Annotated in this window: 23 protein-coding genes and 1 tRNA gene; 14 read left to right on the top strand and 10 right to left on the bottom strand. The window is 65.9% G+C overall.

Annotated features, from left to right (window positions below; genetic code table 11):
• Nucleotides 1–126: 126 nt before the first annotated feature.
• From AL755_RS14410 to AL755_RS14400, 3 genes are all read left to right on the top strand, one after another.
• Nucleotides 127–675 carry a GNAT family N-acetyltransferase gene (locus tag AL755_RS14410; protein WP_054011603.1) on the top strand — a complete coding sequence of 183 codons (549 nt, stop codon included), beginning with the start codon at nucleotides 127–129 and terminating at the stop codon, nucleotides 673–675.
• Between the two features lie 176 nt (nucleotides 676–851).
• Entirely contained in the window at nucleotides 852–1,694 is an 843-nt protein-coding gene (locus tag AL755_RS14405; RefSeq protein WP_082369322.1) for an HNH endonuclease family protein, read from the top strand.
• A gap of 77 nt (nucleotides 1,695–1,771) precedes the next feature.
• Nucleotides 1,772–1,960 (top strand): hypothetical protein, encoded by a 189-nt coding sequence (locus AL755_RS14400; RefSeq protein WP_054011601.1) that lies wholly within the window; start codon nucleotides 1,772–1,774, stop codon nucleotides 1,958–1,960.
• Here the strand turns inward: AL755_RS14400 and AL755_RS14395 are convergent.
• The 3 genes from AL755_RS14395 to AL755_RS14385 all read right to left on the bottom strand — a co-directional run bounded on the left by AL755_RS14395 (nucleotide 1,957) and on the right by AL755_RS14385 (nucleotide 6,026).
• The gene (locus AL755_RS14395) at nucleotides 1,957–3,564 is read right to left on the bottom strand and encodes a peptide chain release factor 3 (protein ID WP_054011600.1); all 1,608 of its coding nucleotides are present in this window, start codon (nucleotides 3,562–3,564) and stop codon (nucleotides 1,957–1,959) included. The genes AL755_RS14400 and AL755_RS14395 overlap by 4 nt on opposite strands.
• Before the next feature lie 118 nt (nucleotides 3,565–3,682).
• Nucleotides 3,683–4,543, bottom strand: a complete 861-nt coding sequence (locus AL755_RS14390; protein ID WP_054011599.1) for an acyltransferase domain-containing protein — start codon at nucleotides 4,541–4,543, stop codon at nucleotides 3,683–3,685.
• A 40-nt stretch (nucleotides 4,544–4,583) separates the two neighbouring features.
• Nucleotides 4,584–6,026, bottom strand: coding sequence for a sugar porter family MFS transporter (locus tag AL755_RS14385; protein WP_054011598.1), 1,443 nt, complete (start codon nucleotides 6,024–6,026; stop codon nucleotides 4,584–4,586).
• A 260-nt stretch (nucleotides 6,027–6,286) separates the two neighbouring features.
• On the opposite strand from AL755_RS14385, the gene AL755_RS24665 reads away from it, so the two are divergent.
• A protein-coding gene (locus tag AL755_RS24665) for an IS3 family transposase (protein ID WP_445290508.1) occupies nucleotides 6,287–7,587 on the top strand; the annotation gives its coding sequence in 2 pieces (ribosomal slippage) (nucleotides 6,287–6,704 and nucleotides 6,704–7,587; 1,302 coding nt in all).
• Nucleotides 7,588–7,782: 195 nt separating this feature from the next.
• Here AL755_RS24665 and def read toward each other — a convergent pair.
• From def to orn, 3 genes are all read right to left on the bottom strand, one after another.
• Entirely contained in the window at nucleotides 7,783–8,355 is a 573-nt protein-coding gene (gene def, locus AL755_RS14370) for a peptide deformylase (RefSeq protein WP_054011597.1), read from the bottom strand.
• An 87-nt stretch (nucleotides 8,356–8,442) separates the two neighbouring features.
• A tRNA-His gene (locus AL755_RS14365) sits at nucleotides 8,443–8,518 on the bottom strand.
• 169 nt (nucleotides 8,519–8,687) lie between these two features.
• Entirely contained in the window at nucleotides 8,688–9,290 is a 603-nt protein-coding gene (gene orn, locus AL755_RS14360) for an oligoribonuclease (RefSeq protein ID WP_082369321.1), read from the bottom strand.
• Nucleotides 9,291–9,405: 115 nt separating this feature from the next.
• Here orn and mptB (AL755_RS14355) point away from each other — a divergent pair, with 115 nt between their 5' ends.
• A complete protein-coding gene (gene mptB / locus AL755_RS14355; RefSeq protein ID WP_054011595.1) occupies nucleotides 9,406–10,902 on the top strand; it encodes a polyprenol phosphomannose-dependent alpha 1,6 mannosyltransferase MptB in 1,497 nt (498 codons plus the stop codon).
• Nucleotides 10,903–11,027: 125 nt separating this feature from the next.
• On the opposite strand, the gene AL755_RS14350 is transcribed toward mptB (AL755_RS14355), so the two are convergent.
• Entirely contained in the window at nucleotides 11,028–12,356 is a 1,329-nt protein-coding gene (locus AL755_RS14350) for a glycosyltransferase 87 family protein (RefSeq protein ID WP_082369581.1), read from the bottom strand.
• Nucleotides 12,322–13,725, bottom strand: a complete 1,404-nt coding sequence (locus tag AL755_RS14345) for a glycosyltransferase 87 family protein (RefSeq protein WP_082369320.1) — start codon at nucleotides 13,723–13,725, stop codon at nucleotides 12,322–12,324. The genes AL755_RS14350 and AL755_RS14345 overlap by 35 nt, the downstream gene beginning before the upstream one ends.
• Nucleotides 13,726–13,974: 249 nt before the next feature.
• Between AL755_RS14345 and mptB (AL755_RS14340) the strand changes: the two genes are divergently transcribed.
• Entirely contained in the window at nucleotides 13,975–15,525 is a 1,551-nt protein-coding gene (gene mptB / locus AL755_RS14340; RefSeq protein ID WP_082369319.1) for a polyprenol phosphomannose-dependent alpha 1,6 mannosyltransferase MptB, read from the top strand.
• Here mptB (AL755_RS14340) and AL755_RS14335 read toward each other — a convergent pair.
• A complete protein-coding gene (locus AL755_RS14335) occupies nucleotides 15,522–16,223 on the bottom strand; it encodes a DNA alkylation repair protein (RefSeq protein WP_054011593.1) in 702 nt (233 codons plus the stop codon). The two genes, mptB (AL755_RS14340) and AL755_RS14335, sit on opposite strands and share 4 nt — an antisense overlap.
• Nucleotides 16,224–16,284: 61 nt before the next feature.
• Here AL755_RS14335 and map point away from each other — a divergent pair, with 61 nt between their 5' ends.
• From map to AL755_RS14300, 7 genes are all read left to right on the top strand, one after another.
• Complete coding sequence (gene map, locus AL755_RS14330; RefSeq protein ID WP_054011592.1) at nucleotides 16,285–17,052, top strand: type I methionyl aminopeptidase; 768 nt, start codon at nucleotides 16,285–16,287, stop codon at nucleotides 17,050–17,052.
• 165 nt (nucleotides 17,053–17,217) lie between these two features.
• On the top strand, nucleotides 17,218–18,054 hold the full coding sequence (locus AL755_RS14325; protein WP_237762489.1) for a putative protein N(5)-glutamine methyltransferase: 837 nt from the start codon (nucleotides 17,218–17,220) through the stop codon (nucleotides 18,052–18,054).
• 79 nt (nucleotides 18,055–18,133) lie between these two features.
• A complete protein-coding gene (locus AL755_RS14320) occupies nucleotides 18,134–19,501 on the top strand; it encodes a glutamate decarboxylase (RefSeq protein WP_054011590.1) in 1,368 nt (455 codons plus the stop codon).
• Nucleotides 19,502–19,574: 73 nt separating this feature from the next.
• Nucleotides 19,575–20,396, top strand: coding sequence for an oxidoreductase (locus AL755_RS14315; RefSeq protein WP_054011589.1), 822 nt, complete (start codon nucleotides 19,575–19,577; stop codon nucleotides 20,394–20,396).
• 60 nt (nucleotides 20,397–20,456) lie between these two features.
• Nucleotides 20,457–20,888, top strand: a complete 432-nt coding sequence (locus AL755_RS14310; protein WP_054011588.1) for an ASCH domain-containing protein — start codon at nucleotides 20,457–20,459, stop codon at nucleotides 20,886–20,888.
• 157 nt (nucleotides 20,889–21,045) lie between these two features.
• Nucleotides 21,046–21,432: an ArsR/SmtB family transcription factor gene (locus AL755_RS14305; protein WP_054013076.1), complete on the top strand. Its 387-nt coding sequence runs from the start codon at nucleotides 21,046–21,048 to the stop codon at nucleotides 21,430–21,432.
• Entirely contained in the window at nucleotides 21,429–21,914 is a 486-nt protein-coding gene (locus tag AL755_RS14300; protein ID WP_054011587.1) for an SRPBCC family protein, read from the top strand. Before AL755_RS14305 ends, AL755_RS14300 begins: the two co-directional genes overlap by 4 nt.
• Here the strand turns inward: AL755_RS14300 and AL755_RS14295 are convergent.
• Entirely contained in the window at nucleotides 21,911–22,375 is a 465-nt protein-coding gene (locus AL755_RS14295) for an SRPBCC family protein (RefSeq protein ID WP_054011586.1), read from the bottom strand. The genes AL755_RS14300 and AL755_RS14295 overlap by 4 nt on opposite strands.
• A gap of 99 nt (nucleotides 22,376–22,474) precedes the next feature.
• Between AL755_RS14295 and AL755_RS14290 the strand changes: the two genes are divergently transcribed.
• Entirely contained in the window at nucleotides 22,475–23,344 is an 870-nt protein-coding gene (locus AL755_RS14290) for an SGNH/GDSL hydrolase family protein (protein WP_054011585.1), read from the top strand.
• Nucleotides 23,345–23,353 lie beyond the last annotated feature (9 nt).

Genomic DNA, 23,353 nt, shown 5'->3' with positions numbered 1-23,353 from the left:
TGTCTGACGAATCGGCTTGGCCCACCAGGGCCAAGCCGATTTTCATTGCCCGGGCCGCCGCAGCCGCGCTGCGCCGTGTGACGGCCGCAACTGACGTGCGCCCAGGCTGTGCGTAGACTGGCGGGCATGTTGATACGTGAGGCAACCACCGCCGACTGGCCGGGAATCTGGGCCGTCCTCGAACCGATCATCCGCGCCGGGGAGACCTACACCTTCCCCCGGGACGCGCACCAGGACACCATCCGCACGGCCTGGATGCCCGCGGATGCTGCCGTTTCCGAGAACGACGCCGCAACCCCGGCCCGCCCGACCCGCACCTTCGTCGTCACGGAGGAGACCGGCGGGACTTCGGCTCCGATGATCGTCGCCAGTGCACAGCTGCACCCCAATTTTCCCGGCGCCGGCAGCCACATTGCCAACGCGTCCTTCGCCGTTCATCCGGACCACGAAGGAAAGGGTTATGGCCGGCTCCTGGCGCACCACGTGCTGAATGCGGCATTCGCCGATGACTACGCAGCCATGGTGTTCAACGCCGTCGTCGAATCCAACACGGGCGCCGTGTACCTGTGGGAGTCGCTCGGCTTTGGCATCATGACCACCATTCCCGGTGCGTTCCTCCACCCCGTCCTCGGCCCCGTGGGCCTGCACACCATGTACAAGGCGCTGCACGCCTAAACCCCTGGAATCTGTGTTGCACACGATGGACCGGAATGCGCTTTCCCATGGCATTTTCGTCGAATAACTGCAACACAGACCGGGGTGTGGATAACCGGCGGCACGATTCCGCCCGACTGCCTAGAGTGGAACCATGGTGATCCGGACCCGGCCGCGGGCCCGGGGAGAGGACGGCCATGTCACGGCATGCGGTGCAAACACGGCATCACGACCCGCCGACCCGCGCCGTCCCGCGGTCATCGGGAAAAGGCGGCCGCGGCACGGTGCGCGGCCTCCTGGCGGCTATCGCGGTCCTCGGCGTGCTGCTGTTGTGCCTGGTGGCCGGCTGGCTGAACGCCAGCGGACGGTGGCCGTTCGAGGCCGACGCCGGTCCGCCTCCCGTGGAAAGCACCCCGCCGCCCGGGCTGGGCAAGCCGGCCGTCGTCGTGGGTCCGGCCACGGCCCTGGCCGTCCTGGACACGCTGCCGGTCAAGGGCAAGGCCCCGGCCACCGGTTACGACCGCACCGTCTTCGGGGAGGCCTGGCTCGATGCGGACGCCAACGGCTGCGACACCCGCAACGACATCCTGCGCCGCGACCTCACGGACATCACCTACAAGGCCGGATCGGAGTGCCTGGTGGAGGCGGGCACCCTGCACGAACCATACACCGGGAAGATCGTGAAGTTTGCCCGGGGTGCGGACACGAGCGCCGCGGTGCAGATTGACCACGTGGTGGCCCTGGGCAACGCCTGGCAAACCGGGGCGCAGGCCCTCACCGCCGTCCAGCGCCAAAGCCTCGCCAACGATCCGTTGAACCTGCTCGCCGTTGACGGCCCGGCCAACCAGGAGAAATCCGATTCCGACGCCGCAAGCTGGCTGCCGCCGGCGAAGAAGTTCCGCTGCCAGTACGTGGCCCGGCAGATTTCCGTGAAGGCCGCGTACCGGCTGTGGCTGGCGCCGGCGGAAAAGGAGGCCATGAAACGGGTGCTCGGGGCCTGTCCCGGACAGCGGGCGCTGCCCTCCGGGTACCTGAACTAGGCGCCAATCCCTGACACGCTGCATGCCACCGTGGGCAGGTATTGGCGGGGGCACCCAATTGGTGCAATGATGCCGCTATGAGTGAAACAGAGTTCAATAACCCGGTAAAACTAGCCCAAGACAACCTGGACGAGGCCAACCGCCAGCTGACCCGCGCCACCAACGATCTGCGCGACGGTTTCATCACCCAGGCGCGCATGGACCAGCTCCATGAACTGCGTGACCTGGCCGCCGAGGACCTGCAACGGGTCGTGCGGGAAAACTAGTCCCGCGCGGTCCCGATTTCGGTCAACGGCAGGTCCGGGTAGTTCTTTTCAACCCGGCGCATGGCCCAGATGTCGTTGAACAACGCCAGGAATTCCCCGTCGCTGCGCTCAAGCACCTCGGCGCCGTGGACGGTGCTCAGCGTGGCGGCGGCGTCCGGTGTCGTCAGCCGGGCCAGGGAGTAGGGCAACCGCTCCAGGCGCATGGGGGCGTTGAAGTCGTGGTGCATGCGGTCCTCGACCACCTCGAACTGCATGGGTCCGACGGCGGCCAGCACGGGCGCCTGGTCTCCGCGCAGGTCCGAGCGCAGCACCTGGATGACGCCCTCGTGCTCGAGCTGCTCGATGCCGCGGCGGAATTGCTTGTACTTGCTGGGGTCCTTGGAGCGGGCCACCTGGAAGTGCTCGGGCGCGAACAAGGGGATGGCCGGGTATTCCACCGGCTCCTCCACGAACAGGCTGTCGCCCACGCGCAGGGCCGAGGCATTGACGAGGCCGACGACGTCGCCCGGGAACGCAGTGTCGATGACTTCACGTTCGCGGCCAAAGACCTGCTGGGCGTACTTGGTGGCAAAGGACTTGCCGGTGCGGCCCTGGGTGACCACCATGCCGCGTTCAAACATGCCCGAGCACACGCGGATGAACGCCACGTGGTCGCGGTGGGCCTGGTTCATGCCGGCCTGGACCTTGAACACGAAGCCCGAGAACGGGGCCTCCACGGGGCGGGTGCCGCCCGTGACGTCGGGCCGCGGCGCCGCCGGGGGAGCATAGTCCACCAGCGTGTCCAGGATCTGCTTGACGCCAAAGTTCAGCGCAGCGGAGGAGAACAACAGCGGGGTGGCCTTGCCGGCGTAGAAGGCTTCCAGGTCGAGGGGGGCATCGGCGTCGACCACCAGGGAGGCCTCGTCGATGGAATCGTCCCAGGCAACGCCTTCGGACTCGGCTGCCTGCTCCGGCGTGAGGTATTCGGTCAGCGCAATGTGGGCGCCGGAGCTGTTGCGGGCAAACTTGGCGAATTCGTTGCGCTGGATATCCCAGACGCCGCGGAAGTCGCCGGCAATGCCGATGGCCCAGGTCAGCGGCATGGGCGTCAGGCCGGTGCGTTCGGTGATCTCGTCCATCAGTTCCAGCGGGTCCAGGCCGGGCCGGTCCCACTTGTTGATGACCGTGATGATGGGAAGGTTGCGCTGGCGGCACACCTCGAAGAGCTTCATGGTCTGCGTTTCCAGGCCCTTACCGGCATCCACCAACATGACGGCGCAGTCGACGGCGGCCAGCACCCGGTACGTGTCCTCGGAGAAGTCCGCGTGGCCCGGGGTGTCGAGGAGGTTGATGACGGTGTCCCGGTAGGAGAACTGCAGGGCCGCGGAGCTGATGGAGATGCCGCGGTCCTTTTCCATCTGCTGCCAGTCGGAGACCGTGTCCTTGCGGTTGGACTTGCCGTTCGTGGCGCCCGCCGTGCCGATGACCTTGGCGTGCAGGGCCAGGGCCTCGGTCAGGGTCGACTTGCCGGCATCCGGGTGGGAGATGACGGCGAAGGTGCGACGCCGGCCCGCCTGGCCGGTGATTTCGGTGGCGCGGGCGGGGGACTGGACCGGAGTGGACACAAGACTGCTTTCTGGCGGCGTAGGTTTTTCGTGGCTGGGTCTAAACAGCAACTCCCAAGTTTACCGCAGCCTTGCCCGGCCCGCGGTGCACCGGCGACGGACGACGGCGGCGCCCGGGTTAGCGGGGAAGCACCAGGTAGCCGAAGCCCAGCTGCCAGGTGCCCCCGGCCGCGATACGGTCAAGGACCAACCGCTGAAGGGCTGTTGCGCGAGGCAGTTCGTCCAGGTGGTCCATGCTGCGTGTGCGGAACGTGAAGTACACGGCGTCGCTTGGTTCGTCGCGCGGTTCGCCGTAGGGGGTGAAGAGGGCGGCGAAGCGGTGGATGTTGGACCACTCGTCAATGTTGGCGGCAAGGTACGGGTCCAGCAGCCAGGACTCACAGTTGGCGGTCGCCACAGGCTGGTCCGGGAAATGCGTGGCGAAGAACGGCACTGCCGCCGCCAGGCTCTCGGCCACCGCGACCGTGCTGAGGCCGCCGCCTTCGGGGATGTGGACGCCCAGGATCCACTCGCCGTCGGACACGCCCGGAATGGCGGCGGCGGGCTGGTGGATCAGGTATTGCAGGCGCCCCAGCTGGAAGATCCTGCCGGCGAAAACATGGGTGAGCCACTTGTACGTGTCCATGCCGAAGCTGCCGTGCACTCGACGGTTGATGGCCATTTGGCGGCCGAAGTCCGCCAGCGTGTCCCGGGTGACGGCGTCGGGAATGTCCTTGCGGGCATGCCATTCCAGCAGGGCCGGCACAAACCGGAGCATGGCCGCCAGCCAGTCCCGTTCCGTGACGGGAAGCGTGGCGGTGCCCAGCTCCGGCACGGAGTCGTCGGGGCTGCCCAGCCGGGCTGCCAGGTAATCCTGGACCACGGCCGCCGTGGGGCTGATGGGCCCCTCCAGCAGCGGCAGGCATCCGGCCCTGTCCTCTGGGGCAACGTCGAGGTAGTCAAGGGTCAACTCATGGCTCACGGCCGTGTGCGGGATCATCAAACCAGCTTAGCGAACTACCTACCACCATGAGGTCCGGCTACTTGGCGGGCTTGACCTTCTTCACGAACAACGTCTCGGCCTGCTCCAGGGACATGCCGTTGGTTTCCGGGACCTTGAACATGACGAAGAAGAACGACGCCGCCGCAAACAGCGCGTACATGCCGTACGTCAGCGGCAGGGACGCCGCGGCCATGATGGGGAAGCTGAGCGTGATCAGGAAGTTCGCGATCCATTGGGCGGCGGCCGCCAAGCCCAGGGCGCGGGCGCGGATGCGGGACGGGAAGATCTCACCCAGGAGCACCCAGACGAGGGGACCCCAGGAGGCGCCAAAGCTGATGACGAAGACATTGGCCGCCACGAGGGCCACGGGGCCCCAGGCGCCAGGCAGGCTGACGTCCTTGCCGGATCCCGTGGACGAGGCGAACGCCAGGGCCATGACGCCCAGGGACACGGCCATGCCGATGGATCCGGTGAGCAGGATGGGGCGGCGGCCGATCCTGTCCACGAGCGCAATGGCCACCAGGGTGACAAGGATGTTCACTATCGCGGTGACGACGGAGATGGTCAGCGAATCCTTTTCCTGGAAGCCAACGGCCCGCCACAGGGTGGTGGAGTAGTAGAAGATGACGTTGATGCCCACGAACTGCTGGAGGACCGAGAGGATGATGCCGATCCACACCACCGGCAGCAGGCCCAGGCGTTTGCCGCGCAGCGAGCCTTTCTTGGCGGAGAGCGAATCCTCCTTGACCGCCTCCTTGATTTCGCGGATGCTGCGCTCAATGTCGTCGTCGGGGGCAATCGTCGCGAAAACCTTGGCGGCTTCCTCCTCCTTGCCCTTCAGCACCAGGAAACGGGGCGACTCGGGCAGGACGAACGCGATCCAGCCGTAGGCGATCGCCGGGATGGCGCCGGCCAGGAACATCCAGCGCCAGGCGGGCAAGCCAAACCACAATTCCTTGACGGCGCTGCCCGCGGCGTTGGCAAACAAGGCGTCGGAGAGCAGGGCGGCGAAGATGCCCACCGTGATCGCCAATTGTTGCAGTGAGGCGAGTCGACCGCGGTGGCGGCGCGGGGAGATTTCGGAAATGTAGGCGGGGGCGATCACCGAGGCCAGGCCGATGCCAAGCCCGCCAACGAGGCGCCAGAAGATCAGGTCGAGCACGTTGAATGCCAGCCCGGTGCCGATGGCGCTGACCAGGAACAGCAGGGCGCCGAGCTTCATGGCGGGCAGGCGGCCCTTGGCGTCGGCGATCTTTCCCGCCATATAGGCGCCGACCGCGCAACCTAGCAGGGCGACGGCGACTGCGAAGCCGGTCAGCGCGTCGCCGAGCTTGAATTGGCCCTGGATGGCGTCAACGGCACCGTTGACCACGGAGGAGTCAAAGCCGAAGAGAAATCCGCCCACGGCCCCTGCCACGGCCAAGCCAACGACTTTCCGCGGGATTCCGGTACTTGCGCCCTGGTCTTTCGTGGTGGCCATGATTTCCCCTCACCGATTGTCCGCGCATTCGGCAGGTCAACTCACTCCTGCCGGCGTGGATCACGCTTGAGAGGCACGATACTCCTGCCGGGCCGCACTGGCCACGCGACAGGCACGAAGACGGACAGGGGAGTCGCTGGGTGGGCCCACGCTTGTGAACTGCTCCCCGAAAGTTGGACTGATTAATTCGGTTCCTTACTTTCGGGGAGTTTTTTATGGATTCGCGGAGTTCGTTGAGTGCTCGGCAGCGGGTTGCTGCCATAGGGTTGTTCGAGGAAGGCTTCGGCTATGGTGCGGTTTCTTCTCGGCTGCAGGTCAGCAGGGATGCCTGTAAGCGCTTGGAGCAACGTTTCAAGATTTGGGGTAGGGCCGCTTTGGATAGACGACCGGCTGTGCCAGCGTATTCATTTGAGTTCAAGATCAAGGTGGTTCGTCAGTTCCTCGCTGCTGAAGCAACATCGACGGAACTGGCCCAGTTGTATCACTTGAGTTCGCCGAAACTCGTTCAAAGCTGGGTTCGGCGGTATCGCCAGGACGGTGAGGACGCTCTCAAGCCCCGGCCGAGGGGCCGCCCACACACCGCCGTGGACCAATTGCCTACCGAGGTTAGCGAGCTTGAGAAGCTGCGCCTTGAGAACCAGCGGTTGCAGGCCGAGAATGCCTACCTAAAAAAAGTACGGGCCCTGAGGAACCAACCACCGCGTTGAAGGTTAGCGCCGTGATCGCCCTCAGGGCCTCTCACCCCTTGCCCCTGCTCCTGGCCGCGGCCGGGCTGCCCCGCTCTACGTTCTTCCACCGCCAGGCCGCGCTCACGGCCCCTGACCGGCACGCAGAACTCCGTGCCCGGATCCACGAGGTCTTCACCGAGGCCAAGGGCCGCTACGGGCACCGACGCATCCATGCGTTCCTGCGCCGCCAGGGATGGCAGGTGGCGAAGAAGACCGTGTTAAAGCTGATGCGCGCCGAGAATCTGGTCTGCAAGGTCCGCAGCAGTCGCCGCAGGTATTCCTCCTACAAGGGCCAGGTCGGCAAGATCGCTGAAAACCTACTCAAGCGCCAGTTCGTCACCGCGGCACCGAACCTGACGTGGGTGACCGATGTGACCGAGTTCAAGGTCGCGGACCGCAAGGTCTACCTCTCCCCGGTCATGGACCTGTTCGACCGCTCCGTGGTCTCCTTCGCGGTCTCCGAGTCGCCCAACACGGCCTTCACCAACCGATCGCTCAGCGAGGCGATCAGCACTCTGGGACCGGGTGAGGCACCAATGGTGCACTCGGACCAAGGATTCCAGTACCAACACGCCAGCTGGCAGAAGCTGCTCAGCAACGCCGGCATGACCCAATCGATGTCCCGCAAGGGCAATTGCCTGGATAACTCAGTGATGGAGAACTTCTTCGGACACTTAAAAGAAGAGATGTTCCACCACCAAGAACACACCAGCCCCGAAAGCTTCATCACTGAACTCGAGGACTACATCCGCTGGTACAACAAAGACCGCATCTCGTTAACACTCGAGTGCCTGAGCCCGATGGAATACCGGGCCCAGGCACTCGCTACCTAGACTCTTATTTACCAAGTCCAACATTCGGGGACCAGTTCACTTGCCAGGGTTTCGCCGGGGTTTGGGCCCACGCGCCCGAGGGACCCGCTCTTTGTCGCGCCCCGCGCGGCAAAAAGCGGGAGGGCGTGGGAGGGCCCACGCTTGCCAGGTTCCCGAAAAATCGCGCCAGCGATTTTCCGGGCCGGCAAGTGGGGACTAGTGGCCGAAGGGGTCGGGGTCCACGCCCGGCATCCAGGTCAGCCCGGGAACGCCCCAGCCGTTTTCCTTGCGGGCGCGCTTGGCCTTGCGGGCGTAGCGGTCGTTGAGCCGGTCTACGTAGAGCTTGCCGTCGAGATGGTCGTACTCGTGCTGCATGCACCGGGCGAACCAGCCGGTGGCTTCAAAATCCAGGGGGTTGCCGTCAACGTCAAAGCCGCGCACCCGCACCCATTCGGCGCGCTTGAGCGGGAAGTCGATGCCGGGCACGGACAAACAGCCCTCTACCTCGTCGTCGGGGTCGGGGTTCTTGCCGGAGATCTTGCCCACGGTCAGCGTGGGGTTCACCAGCACGCCCCGGTCGGGAACGCCGTCGTCGTTCTCCATCTTGTACGTGAAGATCCGCAGCCCCACGCCGATCTGCGGCGCGGCGAGGCCTACGCCGTTGGCGGCATCCATGGTCTCGAACATGTCCGCCACGAGCGATTTGAGGGCGTCATCGAAGGCGGTGACTTCATCGGCCCGGCGGTGCAGCACGGGTTCGCCCAAAATTGTCACGGGGTGGATGGTCATGGGGGAGTCCTCTGTCAAAAACGGCGGGGAATGAAAAACACCCCGATCAAGTGACCGGGGTGTTTCGTGTTCCTTGAAGAAACACCTTGGGGTGAGATACGGGGGTTGAACCCGCGACCTCCTGGACCACAACCAGGCGCTCTGCCAACTGAGCTAATCCCACCATGCGCCACCGTCAGGCAGCCACACCGTGAAGTGTGCCCTGCGCTTTTGGCAACGACGAAAACTCTACCGGATCTTCGGGGCGTTCATAACCAAAAACGGCCCATTTTGGGAAAAAGTGATTCAGATCGCTTTTTGTTGCCCCGAAAATCCTTGGAAAATCGCGGAAGTCAGTCCTGGATCTTGGCCGCAATCTTTTTTGCGGTGGCCGAATCCGGTCCCGGCGCGGGCACGAAAACGGCTTCCCGGTAGTAGCGGAGCTCGTTGATGCTGTCCTTGATGTCGCCCAGGGCGCGGTGCCCGCCCGTCTTGGCGGGGGACTGGAAGTAGGCACGGGCAAACCAGCGGCGGGAGAGTTCCTTGATCGTGGAGACGTCGATGACCCGGTAGTGGAGGTGGTCGACAAGTTCGGGCATGTCGCGGGCCAGGAACACCTTGTCGGTGCCGATCGAGTTACCGGCAAGGGGCGCCTTGTTCGGCTGGGGCACGTACTTCTTGATGTAGGCGAGCACCTGCTCCTGGGCGTCCTCCATGGTGGTGCCGGCGTCGAGCTCGTCGATCAGCTTGGAGGAGGTGTGCATGTTCCGCACGAAGTCGCTCATCTGCGCGAGTGACTCGCCGGAGGGCTTGATGACCACGTCAACGCCCTCGCCAAGAATGTTCAGCTCGGAGTCGGTCACCAGCACCGCCACCTCGATCAGGGCGTCATTGACGGCATCCAGGCCGGTCATCTCACAGTCAATCCACACAATGCGTTCATTAGTAATAGGCACCCGTCCAATGTACCGCTTTCGGTCCGGGCACAGGCGGCACTGCTAAAATCGCCGTACCCCGCCATCTGGCCGGGACAATTGATGCTGACTGATTTTTGACGGCCGGAGGCCTGCGATGACTGCCCTGCCCCGTGCGTCCACTCCGCGTGTGCGGGAACTCGCACGCCCGCGGATTGCGATCTGGGAAGGATTGCTTGGCTCGGTCCTGATGCTGCTCGGATCCGTCGGCGTGGGGTGGATTGCCAACGGCTCACCACTGATCCGCAATTCGATTGTCATTGCGATGCGCACGGACGGATCCGGCGTGATTGTCTCCGTCATCCTGCTGACGGTGGGCGCCATGGTGATGCTGCGCTCCTGGTTGCGGCTGGGCCAGCGGTTGGCGGGCTGGGGCCCTGGTGCGTTGCGCCACGTGGTCAGCGCGGTGGTGGTGTGGGGCGCCCCCTTGTTCCTGGCGGTGCCGATCTTTTCCCGCGACGTCTACGCCTACACCGGCCAGGGACGCCTGATGGCCGAGGGCATGAACCCCTACACCACGGGCATCTCGGCGCTAAGTAACTGGTTCATGCTGGGCACGGATCCCTCCTGGGCGGAAAACCGCACCCCCTACGGCCCGCTCTTTTTGTGGCTGAGCCGCGGCGTGGTGGGCATCACCGGGGCGCAGCCGGATGTTTCGGTGCTGTTGTTCCGCCTGTTCGCCTGCGTCGGCGTGGCCCTGTGCGTCATCTACGTCCCGAAACTGGCCGAACTCCACGGCATTGGCGGCGCCCGTGCGTTGTGGATTGTGGCGGCCAACCCGCTGTTCCTGATTTCGTTCGTGGCCAGTGCCCACAACGACGCCTTGATGCTGGGGCTGGCCGTGGCCGGCACCTACTATGCGGCCAGCGGGCGGCCGGTGCGCGGCATCGTCCTGGTGACGGCGTCCATTGCCGTCAAACCCATCACGATTGTGCTGCTGCCCTTTATCGGCTTGTTGTGGGCGGGCCATGCGGCCGGCTGGGGGCGGCGATTTGCCTGCTGGGCGGGCACTGCGGGCATTTCCGCGGTGCTGCTGTTCCTGGCCGGCATCCCCGACGGGCTCGGATTTGGCTGGACGTGGGCCATCCTGGATGGAACCCCCGGATACACCGGGTACTCGCCGTCGGGGTTCCTCGGGCAATTGGTGGAGATGGCCGCGAACGGGGTGGGGCTGGACGGCGGAGCCGTGGCCGGCGGGTTCCGGACCTTGCTGACCCTCGCAAGCGTGGCAATAGCGGCCTGGTTGGTGCTCTTTGGCGACTCCCGGCGCGTGGTGCGCAGGCTCGGCCTGGCGTTTGCCGCCGTCGTGCTGCTGGCGCCGATCATCCAGCCCTGGTACGTGCTCTGGTTCCTGCCGTTCCTGGCCGTGACGGGCATCCGCAACAACTGGCAGATTAAGACCCTGTACGTGGTGACGGGATTCTTCGTAGTGTTTGGCGCCCAGGACCAGGTGTTTGTCTGGAATTTCGTGTCAACCCCCGTGGCGGCCGCGTCGTTGGCCTATTGGGTGGCCATTGGTGCCGTGGTGTACCTGTTGGTGGTGGACGTGCACACGCGCAAGCTGCTGTTCAACCGCGTACCGGCTCCGCACTGACGCAGCGGGCGTAGCCGAAGCGTTCCACGCCAAACCGGCCGTGGGTTTTGCGTGGAACAGTGTTCCGCGCAAAACCCACACCGGGTTCAACGCGGAACGGTGCGCTGCCCCGGAGCGGGCGGCAGCTAGCTCGGCAGGGGAGCGAGCCGGGCCTTCCGGCCAAGCTCCACGGTGCGTCGCACGGCCCACGCCAGCAAGGTCACGAGCAGCACGTTGCGGATGGTCAGCACGGCCGCCATGATCGGGTTGGCATGGATCAGCGGGGTGTAGAACAGCGGGTAGATGACGAACGTGGTGAACGCGATGCCCATCAGCAGCATGGCCGGGACCTTCCACCGCTCCCAATGGTGCGTGAGCCCGGCAACGACCACGGGGGCCAGCCAGATGATGAACTGCGGGGAACCGACCTTGTTGAACACGATGAACGCGCTCACCATCAGCAGGGAGCCTTCGAGGATCAGTTCCTCGCGCTCGGCGCCGCGCCGCAGCGCCCAGATCATGAGCGCCGCCCCGGCCACCGTGGCCAGGATGAGCAGCGGCTGCATGAGCGTCGCCGCCAACGGTGCGCCCGGCCCGTAGACCTCGGTGGAATTGATGGCCACGTTGTCGGCAATCCTGGACCCGCCCACATTGAAGACGCTCAACCACACCCACGGCGTGGAGAACGTGGCCTCCAGCTGCATGCCGCGTTCGCCCTGGTTCACGGCAAACTCCAGCAGGTGGGAGCCGGCCCCGCTGAGAACCGTGGCACCGGCGACGACGGCGCTGACCGCGACACCCGCCAGCAGCACCTGCACCCGCTTGGTGCTGGCAATGAGCAGGGGCGCGATGACGGCGGCCGGCCACACCTTGATCCAGGTGGCGACGGAGAGGAGGACGGCGGCCACCACGGGATGGTCGGCCGCGTACAACAGGGCGATGATCACGATGGGCGCGGTGATGCCCTCCACCCGGGCAAAGCTGAGGTATCCCATGAAAACGGTGAAGAACAGCCAAAACCAGGCGGGGGCAATGCCGCTTTGTGCCCGCTTGCCGCGGGTCAGGTACGCCATGCCCACGGCGTTCAGGGCGGTGACAATAAGCGTCCAACCCAGCAGGTACAGCGACGGGCCAAACACGTTGGCGGCGAAGATGGGCAGCTGGGCCAGGACGGGGTAGACCCATGGGCTGATGGCATCGCCCAGCTGCGCCGGGTTGTAGCCGAGCAACGCCCATTCGCGGTATTGCGCGGTGTCGCTGAAGGTCTCCCCGTGGACGATGAACGTCATCATCCAGGCCAGGAAGTACAGGTGGACGGCGGTGAAGCCCCACCACACGCTGGCGGGGGTGCGGAACCATGCCAGCACCTTGGGCGGGAGGAACTGGTTGCGCAGGGCCGTGGCGCGTTGGAGCGTCCTGACGGAAAGTGGCGTGGAAATCTTAGGACTCCCCGCCTGCGGTGCGGTCAGGGGCATCCGGTGCCGGGGCCGCCGGGGCGGAGGCCGGCGCGGCCGGGGTGCCGATCAGGGAACGGGCGGCCGCGGCGGAGGAGGTGCGCCCCATCAGGAACAGTTGCCGCACGGCCCACACAAAGAGGACCACGAGCAGCAGGTTGCGCAGCGAAAGGACGCCGGCCATGACGGGGTTGTTATGGGACAGCGCGTCATAGAACAAGGGGTACACCACAAAGGTCAGGGCGCCGATCACGATGAGCAGGACGGCCGGGACCCGCCACATCCTTGCGCTGTAGGCCAGGCCCACGGCAACGGCGGGGGAGAGCCACACCATGAACTGCGGGGAGCCGACCTTGTTGAACACCACGAACGCGGTGGCCAGGGCCAGTGCGCCGAGCAGCAGCAGTTCGGTGCGGTCAACGCCGCCGGCCACCCGCTTGCCCGTGTGCAGGGCCCAGAAGATCAGCCCGGCCACCACCAGGGCGGCGAGCACCAGCAGGGGCTGCATGAGCACGCTCATGATTTCCGTGCCGGGACCATCCACCTGCATCGAGTTGATGTCCTGGTTCATGTACATGTGCGCCCCGCCAATGCCGAAGACGCTCATCCACAGCCAGGGGGTCGTGAACGTCGCCTCGAGCTGCATGCCGCGATCGCCCTGCTGGGTCAGGAAGTTCAACAGCTTGGGCAGCGAGCCCATGGAGAACGCAATGCCGACTACGACGGCGGTCACCAGCACGCCCGCCAGCACCACGCGCATGCGCGCCTTGACCACCGTGAACAAGGCCAGCACGACGGCGGCCGGCCAGACCTTCATCCAGGTCGCCGCGCTGAGGATGAAGGACGCCAGGAACGGGGCGGACACGCCCAGCGACAGCGCAATGAGGACCACGGGGGCAGTGAACCCGTCCACCCGGGCAAAACCAAGCCAACCCAGCAGAGCCGTGAACGAGATCCACCACAGGGCTGCCGGGATGGCCTTGCGGTTCCGGCCCCAGCTGGTGAGTTTGGCCACAGCAAGGGCGTTCAGGACGGTGATCATCAGCACCCACAGGAACAGGAAGGGCCCGCTGCCAAACATGTAGGCCACCGCCATGGGGGCCAGGGCCAGGATGGGGTAGACCCAAGGGCTGGGACCCGTGATGCGGGTTTCGTCGAAGCCCACTGCGGCCCAGTTGCGGTAGATGAAGGTGTCGCTGAACGCCTCGCCCCGGGAGGAGAGGATGGCGGCGAAGACCAGGAAGAACAGGTGGACGGCGGCGAAAACAGTCCACAGGCCGGCCGGTGACGTCAGCCAGGCCTGGGCCGGTGCCGGCAGGATTCGGTCCCGGAACCGGGTGAGCGCGGCAAAAAATGTGTCCGTGGAGATGGCTGGATCCTTCTCAAGCATGGTTGGCGAGGCAGGCATTGGCGGCGCTGGAGGCGCGGGGCCGCCAATGGCCACGATTCCCGGGCAACTGTTCGGCGGAAATGGGTAGAATGCCAAGAACGGTGTCCTTCGGCTTTTTACATATTAGCGCAGCCGGAAATCCAACCACGGCTTCCGTGGCCCGGCACACGCGGGGGAAACGTGAGAGGCGAATGCCCGTGACAGTTCAGGAGAGAACGTTTGACCAGCCCGAGTATTGCTGATCACGAGATGAGGAGTCCGGTGTCGGCCAAGGACCCTGTGCGCCGCGGCACCGTGCAGTCGGCGGTGTGGCAAGGCTTTGCCGGTTCCGTCATGCTCCTGCTGGGGTCCCTCGGCGTGGGCTGGCTGGCCAGCTCGTCCTCCCTGATCCGGACAACCCTGCTCATTGTCGCCAGGACCACCCCGGCGGCCGTCATCATCTCCACCGTGCTCGTGTGCCTCGGTGCGCTGCTGATGATCCGGGCCTGGGTGCGGCTGTACCAACACCTGCGCGGCTGGGATGCGAGTTCGACGCCGGTGCTGCGGAAGGCGCTGATCCTGTGGACGGCGCCGTTGATGCTTGCACTGCCCCTGTTCAGCCGGGATTCCTACGCCTACATCGGCCAGGGCCGGCTCATGCAGCAGGGGCTGGACCCGTATACCAACGGCATCTCGGCGCTGAGCAACTACTTCCTGTTGGGCCCGGACGGCCTGTGGACGGAGGCCCCCACCCCGTACGGCCCCATCTGGCTGTGGATCGAACAGGGCGCGGTTGCCCTGGCGCACGGCAGCCCCGAGCTGACCCTGATTCCGTTCCGGCTGGCCAGTCTCCTGGGCGTGGTCCTGCTGGCCATCTATGTCCCGCGAATCGCCGAGCTGCACGGTTTCAACCCGCACCGCACCCTGTGGCTGGTGGTGTTGAACCCGGCCGTGTTGATCAACTTCGTCGGCAGCGTGCACAACGATTCGCTGATGCTGGGACTGGTGGTGGCCGGTCTCTACTATGCCTGCGTCAAGCACCCCGTCGTGGGAATCCTGTTCATCACGGCGTCGGTGGCCATCAAGCCCATCACCTTGATCGCGCTGCCGTTCGTGGGCCTGCTGTGGGCCGGTTCCCAGGCCGGCTGGGTGCGCAAGTTCGGCCTGTGGGCGGCCACCCTGGGAATCTCCATGGGTGTCATGGCCGTCATGGGAGTGGTCAACGGGCTGGGCTTCGGCTGGCTCGCGGCCTTGAAGACGCCCGGCACGGTATGGATCTGGTACGCCCCCGTGGGCCTGCTCTCCAACACCGTCGGGTTCGTTGTCACGCTGCTGGGCGGTGCCGGCGCGGCCGTGACCAGCGTCATCCAAACCATTGGCCAGGGCGCCTCAATCCTCTTGGTCGCGGCAATTGCGTTCTGGCCGGTGCGTCCGGCCGGACCCATGGCGGACCCCGACGTCGAACAGCGGTACGGCCAGGCCGTGTTGCGCCGCATGGCCTGGGCGTTTGCCGCCGTCGTGCTGCTGGCGCCCATGATCCAGCCCTGGTACATGACCTGGCTGCTGGCCTTCTTTGCCGTGACGGGCCTGAAGGACGGCTGGCAACTGCGCACGGTGTCCTACCTGACGGTCTTCTTCACCTTGATCGCCCTGACGGACCAGCTGAGCGTCTTCCAGTGGATCCCCATCGGGATCATCCGCGCGGTGGCCATTGTGGTGGGCGTGCTGGCAGCGTTTTGGGTCATGTTCTGGGACAAGAAATCCCGGGACATGTTTGTGACCCTGAAGGGGGCAGGGAAGACGGCGGCGGTTCACGCCTAGCCGTGCAGGTGCTTGAGCGCCTCCCGGCGTGAAAGCGGGCTGAGTCGGCTCTCGCGGCTCGCCACGTAATTGAGCACCCAGGCGGGGTCGGTCCGAGCATATTGCCGCAGCGCCCAGCCGATCGCCTTGCGCACAAAGAATTCCGTGTCGGCCAGGTTCGGTTCCATGACATCGCGCAGCAGGGCCGTGTCGGTGGCGGCCTTGGCCGGCAGTTGGGCGATGATCGCGGCCCTGCGGAACCAAAAGTTCCTGTGCCCGCTCCACTCGCGCAACAACGGATCCATGGTGTCCCGGTGCGCCAACAACAGCTCGCACAGCCGTGGGGCCACGCTGTCCACATAGTCCCACCACTGGCCCGTCTCGATGACGGCCGTGTAGAAGGGGAGGAGCCCCAGCTCGCCCCGGGCCAGGCGTGAATCGGTGAGCATGATGGCCGAATACCGTTCCTCCCGGTGCACCGCGCCGTCCCACAGGATCGCCGCCGTGGCATGGAGCTGGGCCACATCCGTGAACGGGTGGGTCTTGGCCAACCCCCGCACGGTCTTCCGAACCGTGGGGGACGGCACACCCAGGTACGGCATGGCGGACTTCATGTACGCCGCCATCCCGGCCGCCTTTTCCGGCAGGGCGGCCGCTGCCAGGGCGGGACCCAGGGCGGCGAGGAAGGGGGCGTTGGGGACAACGGTGTCGTGCGGCATTCTCACAGCTTAACCCGCGCTTTAGTACTGTGGATTCCCCACGCGGGACGAAGGGACACCCATGGGCCGGATCAAGACGGCAAGCGAAATATCGGCACTGCGCGAAGCCGGGCGCGTCGTGGCGCGGGCACTCGAGGCGGTGCGCTCGCAGGCCGGCGTGGGGGTCACGCTCAAGGAGCTCGACGCCGTCGCCGCGGACGTGTTTGCCGCGGCCGGTGCGGTGCCCGCATTCCTGAACTACCACCCGAAGTGGGCGCCAACGCCCTACCCGGGCGTGATCTGTGCCAGCGTCAACGACGCCATTGTGCACGGCATCCCCACGAACTACCGGCTGGCCGACGGCGACCTGGTCAGCATTGACGCCGGAGCCTTCCTCGACGGCTGGTGCGGGGACTCGGCCATCAGCTTCACGGTGGGCACGGCCCGGCCGGAAGACGCCGCGCTCATCGAGGCAACGGACGCGGCACTGGCCAGGGGCATCTCGGCGGCCAAAGTGGGCAACACCCTGGGCGACATCGGCCACGCCGTGGGCAAACTGGCCCGCCGCGCCGGCTACGGAATCCTCGCCGACCACGGCGGCCACGGCGTGGGCCGGGCCATGCACGAGGATCCGCATGTACCCAATGACGGACGTCCGGGCCGGGGCATGAAACTGGCCGAGGGGCTGGTCATCGCGATCGAGCCGATGCTCATCCTGGGCGGCAAGGACGATTACCGCCACGATCCGGACGGCTGGACGCTGCGCACGCCCAAGGGCAAGAGGGCGGCGCACAGTGAACACACCATTGCCGTCACCGCCGACGGCCCCGTGATCCTGACACTGCCGTAGGGGCTGTACTGGTCTCGCGAAAGCTGCAACGGTTGCCGAGAACTGCTTTTGTCGCCGCCCGGGCCGGCCGGACAGCAGTTTTGGGCGCCAAATGCAGTTTTCGCGGTAAATGCCGCAAGCGGCGGCAATCCGCGGGCATAGCATGGGGAATCTATGGAGCCTTCTGTGGATCTTCCCCTTGAACGAATCGTGCGCGCCTTGCGCACGGCAGGCTGCGTGTACGCCGAGGATGAGGCCGCCATTCTTCTCGAGGCGGCGCGGTCGCCCGCCGAGCTGGACGGCATGCTTGCCCGCCGGGTGGCCGGCCTGCCCCTGGAACACCTTGTGGGGTGGGCCCAGTTCCACGGCATGCGCATGGCCGTGGCGCCGGGGGTGTTCGTGCCGCGGCTGCGCACCGAGTTCCTGGTTGGTGAGGCCGCCCAAATACTTCGCGAGGTGGTGGGGACACCCCGGTCAGGATTGCCGCAGGCGGCGCCGGGTGCCGCCGTCGTGCTTGACCTGTGTTGCGGCAGCGGGGCCGTGGGAGCAGCCCTGGCGCGGGACATCGACGGCCTGGTGGTGCATGCGGCGGACATCGATCCCGCGGCGGTGGCCTGTGCCGCCGAAAACCTGGCGGCATACGGCGGGAAAGCGTATTGCGGCGATCTGTTCGACGCCATCCCGCCGGCGTTACGGGGGCACTTCGACGTGATCGCCGCCAACGCCCCGTACGTGCCCACCGACGCGATTGCCTACATGCCGCCCGAGGCCCGGCTCTTTGAGCCCGACGCGGCGCTCAACGGCGGCGTCGACGGGCTGGACATCCAGCGGCGCATCGCCGCGGCGGCCGCCGGCTGGCTGCGGCCCGGCGGATTCCTGCTCGTCGAGACAAGCGTCCGGCAATCCCACGCCAGCGCGGCCATCATGGAGGGGCACGGTTTTTCCGCCGGAATCCGCCACAGCGAGGAGCTGGACGGCACGGTGGTGGTGGGCCGGCTCGGTGCCCCGGTGTCGTTCCCCTGAGGCCGGGTCCTTCTGAAAGCGTGCCGAATTGGCTAGCCTCGTTACTACGGAGTAGATCGCCTATGCAAGGGAGTCATCCATGAGCCTGCACAAACACCATCCCCGGTCCGACGCCGACATTGTGGACTCCGCGTTTGACGGCGGAGTGGGGACGATCCCCAAGCACCGGCTGCCGCGGGGAAGCCAGGACGCCGACGCGGCCATGAGGTTCATCCAGGATGAGCTCATGCTCGACGGGAATGCGCGGCAGAACCTTGCCACCTTTGTCACGACCTGGATGGAGCCGCAGGCGACGACGCTGATCAGGGCGTCGCTGGAGAAGAACATCATCGACAAGGACGAGTATCCGCAGTCGGCCGAGATTGAACGGCGCTGCGTGAATATCCTGGCCGATCTTTGGAATGCACCCACCCCCACGGGAGGGGCGGACGCCGTGGGTTGTTCCACCACGGGCTCCTCGGAGGCCGCCATGCTGGCCGGGATGGCGTTGAAGTGGCGCTGGCGGGCCCGGCGGGAGGCTGCCGGCCTGGACGCCGGCAAGCCCAATCTGGTGATGGGCGCCAACGTGCAGGTGTGCTGGGAGAAGTTTGCCCGCTACTGGGATGTCGAGGCCAGGCTGGTGCCGCTCGACGGTGCCACGCACCTGACCGCCGCCCAGGCGGCCGCCGCCTGCGATGAAAACACCATTGGCGTGGTGGCCGTGCTCGGCTCCACCTTCGACGGATCCTACGAGCCGGTTGCGGAAATCGCCGCGGCGTTGGATGCCCTGCAGGCGGACACCGGGCTGGACGTGCCCGTCCACGTTGATGCGGCGTCCGGGGGTTTCATTGCCCCGTTCCTTGACCGGGAGCTGAAATGGGACTTCCGCCTGGACCGGGTGAGGTCCATCAACGCCTCCGGCCACAAATACGGACTGGTCTACCCCGGGGTGGGCTGGGTGCTGTGGCGCAGCGAGGCCGATCTGCCCAAGGACCTGATCTTCAGCGTCGACTACCTGGGCGGCTCCATGCCCACCTTCGCGCTGAACTTCTCCCGCCCGGCCGCCCAGGTCATCGCCCAGTACTACACGCTTGTCCGGTATGGCTTTGAAGGGTTCCGGAGCATCCAGCAGCACTCACGCGACATTGCCCGTACCATCGCCGACGGCGTGGGGCGGCTTGGCCCGTTCACGCTCCTCAGCCACGGGGAGGAGCTTCCGGTGCTGGCGTTCAGCCTGACGAAGCCGGACGGCTACACGGTCTACGACCTCTCGCACGAACTGCGCAGCTACGGCTGGATCGTGCCGGCCTATCCGATGCCCGAGGGCATGGCCGACGTCGACGTGCTGCGGGTGGTGGTGCGCAACGGCTTCACCTTCGACCTGGCCGCCATGTTCCTGGCTGATCTTGCCAAGTCGGTGGACAGGCTCTCCGGTGCCGCGCAGGCACGCGTGGCGTTCCACCACTAGCCGGGCAATTCGCAGGAACGTCGGTTAGGTTCACGGACGCGACCGATCCCACCAACACTCCAGGAGTACACGCATGTCCGAGAAAGTAGCGTTCGTCACGGGCGCATCGTCAGGAATTGGCCAGGCCGCGGCAATCGAGTTGAAGAAGCAGGGTTTCACCGTCTATGCGGGGGCGCGGCGCACCGAGCGCATGGAAGTCCTGCGAGTCCAGGGCATCAAGGTGCTGTCCCTCGATGTGACGGATGACGCGTCGGTCAGCGCGGCCGTGGCGCTGATCGAGCAGGACGCCGGCCGGCTCGACGTGCTGGTCAACAATGCCGGTTATGGGTCGTACGGTTCGGTCGAAGAAGTCCCCTTGGAGGAGGGCCGGCGGCAGTTCGACGTCAACGTGTTCGGCGTCATGCGGCTCACCCAGCTGGTCATTCCGCTGATGCGGCGCCAAGGTGCGGGCCGCATCATCAACGTCACGTCCATGGGCGGGAAGATCGCCACCCCATTCGGGGCCTGGTACCACGGCACCAAGTTCGCCCTCGAGGGCATGAGCGACGCCCTCCGGGTCGAACTGAAGCCGTTCGGGATCGACGTCGTCGTGATCGAACCCGGCGCCATCAAGACCGAATGGGGAGGCATTGCCGCCGACCACCTGCTGGAAACTTCCGGCCAAGGGGTCTATGCGACGGCGGCGCGGAAGTTCGCGGCCACGCTCACCTCGGGCATGGCCCATACCCGCGCATCCGATCCCTCGGTCATTGCCGCGCCAATCCTTGCCGCGGCCACTGCGCGCCGGCCCAAAGCGCGGTATGTTGCCGGGTTCGGGGCGCGGCCGATCCTGGTCCTGCGGCGGATCCTTCCGGACCGGGCCTTTGACGCCGTGGTGGTTCGCGGCCTCGGCTAGCGGGGCCCCGGTACTTGAGGGCCCAGTGACGGGACCGGCGCCGGGCCTAGACTGGGCCCTATGCTTTCGGACGAGGACGTAGCCGGCCTGCCCATCGAGGAGTACGCGTTTCCCGGACCACTCCGGGACGCCCTGGTCGGTGCCATCCTGGCGGGGAAGAAAATCAGCACCACGTCCCTGGTCATCGAATACCAGCTGGAGGGGGCGGCCCTTCCCGAGGTTGGCCAACGCGGCGCCGTCATTGATTCCCTGGGGCGGGCCGTGTGCATCACCGAGGTTGTCGACGTCCGGGTGGTGCCGCTGGCCGCCGTCGACCTGGCGCACGCCGTGGACGAGGGCGAAGGCTACGAATCCGTGGCCGAGTGGCGATCGGGCCATGAGGACTTCTGGCACAGTGCCGAATTCCGGGCCGAGATGCCCGACCCCCACTTCGCCGTCTCCGATTCCACCGAGGCGATCCTGGTCCGCTTCACGGTGATCAAAGCCGCTTAGCCTTCTGGCAGGTACGTGCCGCGAAAGCTTATCCAAAACTCTTGACGGCCCGACGCTGCGGGGTTACTTTTAAAGAGTCAACCAGTTGGTTGATAAACGAGTTGGTTGATTAATGGGCTGATTGACTAATGAATCAGTTGATTGAGGCGGAGTGATCATGCAGGACCAGGGTGCGGTGGACGAGCGGCTGAACATGGCCTTCATGGCCCTGGCCGATCCTGTTCGCCGGAGCCTGATTGCCCGGCTCTCCCGCAGCTCGGCCACTGTCAATGAACTGGCCGAACCGTTTGAGCTGACCAAACAGGCGATCTCCAAACACATCCAGGTGCTTGAACACGCCGGGCTCATCACCCGAACCCGCGACGGCCAGCGCCGCCCCTGCCACCTGGCGCCGGCGGCCCTGGAGGAACTCACCTCCTGGATCGACGGGTACCGGCTCGCGGCCGAAGCCCGGTTCCGGCAATTGGACGCCCTGCTGGCCGGCATGTCCACCGCCACTACGCAAACACGGAATACTCAAACACGAAACGAGGAACAGTCATGAGCACGTTCAATGCCCTTGTTATCACCGCCGAACCCGGTGTGCCCTTTGTGGACATGGTGCGGGAGGTGGACGCCCCCGTGGCCGACGTCTTCCGCGCCCACACCGATCCGGCGCTCGTGGCCCAGTGGGTGGGTCCCCGGGAGCTGACCATGAAGATCGACTCCTGGGATCCCAAGATTGGCGGCACCTGGGCCTTCACCCACACGGATCCGGAAGGGAACGTTTACGGCTTCCGCGGCGTCTTCCACGACGTCGTTCCCAACCAGGGCATCGTGCGGACCTTCGAATTTGACGGCTTCCCGGGCCACACCAGCCTGGAACGGGTGGAGTTGGAAGACCTTGGCGGGCGCACCCGCATCCGCTCCCACAGCGTGTTCCAGTCCCAGGAGGATCGGGACGGCATGGTGGCGTCCGGCATGGAAAGGGGCGTGCGGGAAGGCTACGAGCGCATGGACGAACTGCTGGGCTTACGGGCCTCCTAGGCCTGTTCGCCCACAGCCTTGCCCAGGGCGGCGAGCCCCTTTTCAAAATCGCCGCCCACCAACTTGTCCATGTTCATGAACAGCATGAAGACCCGGTTGATGCCCTTGCTCTCACCGGTCATGCTCCAGGTGACCCGGGTGCCGGCGCCTTCAGGGGCAAAGGTGAACGTCGTGGGATTGACGGCCTTCATGGGCTTGGTAAATTCGAGCCGGATGCCGATCTTGGCCGGCTCGTCGGCTTCCACGATTTCCATGGTGCCGGCGCCGGCCTTGCCGTTGCCCTTCCACGCATACTGTGCGCCCACGCCGGTGACGGGGCCGTTGTACGTGCGTTGCATGGAGGGGTCGATGTTTTCCCAGGGCGACCATTTTGTCCATTCCCGGAAGCTGTTCACCAGGGGAAAGATCTCTTCGGCGGAGGCCGGGATAAGGGCGCTGCGTGCGACGCTAAATGATGACATGTGCCCAGCTTAAACTGTGTGGGCGGCCACGTCTGCGGCCCTGGGCAAATTACCCCGCCCGGTTGACTTAAAACGGCCATTTGGGTGCAGGATGGGGCCATGGGATATCAAGAAAGCACGGGGGTCGGCGGGGAACCCGCCCAGGCCCCGTACCGGACCGGCCGGCACCCCTGGCACCGGTTTGTGGCCCTGGGCGACTCGTTCACCGAGGGGCTCGGCGATCCGCAGCCGGACGGACCCCACGAATTCCGTGGCTGGGCCGACCGGGTGGCGGAGGAACTGAGCACCGGCCAGGGCGACTTCGCGTATGCCAACCTGGCGGTCCGCGGCATGCTGCTGCGCCAGGTCGTGGACACCCAGCTGCCCCAGGCCATCTCCCTGCACCCGGACCTGGTCTCGATCCAGGCAGGCGGCAACGACCTCCTGCACCCCGGCGCCGACCCCGACAAGCTGGCCGCCGTCATGGAACAGGCCGTCATCGAACTGCGGTCCCTCGACGCGACAGTGGTGATCTTCGTGGGCCCTGACTCCGGCCGCTCCACCGTGATGGGGCAGTTCCGGACCAAGATCGCCATCTTCAACGAAAACGTCCGCAGCATCGCTGAACGGCACGACGCCGTGGTCGCCGATCTGTGGGCGCTGACCGAACTCCACGACAGCCGCATGTGGAGCGCGGACAGGCTGCACCCCTCAGCTCTGGGACACCATGCGGTAGCAGCCATGGTGCTGGACACCCTCAACGTCCCGCACGGACTCCAGCCCTTGACGCCAAAGCCGCTGCCGGCCCAGGGCTGGCGGCAAGCCCGTGCCGGAGATCTCCTCTGGGCCAGGGAGTACTTTGTGCCGTGGGTGCTCCAGGGCATCAGGAACCGGTCCCACAGCGACGGATTCCAGGCCAAGCGCCCGCTTCCGGCCCCCGTGTTTGGCACTGCCGTGCCGCCGGTGCGCAGCCGCCCCGGACAGCAGTAGGGCGGATAG

This window comes from Arthrobacter sp. ERGS1:01, from assembly GCF_001281315.1.
In the GTDB taxonomy this organism is placed as follows: Bacteria; Actinomycetota; Actinomycetes; order Actinomycetales; family Micrococcaceae; genus Specibacter.
Note: the sequence above shows the minus strand (reverse complement) of the source record. Positions and strands in the feature narration are given on the sequence as shown.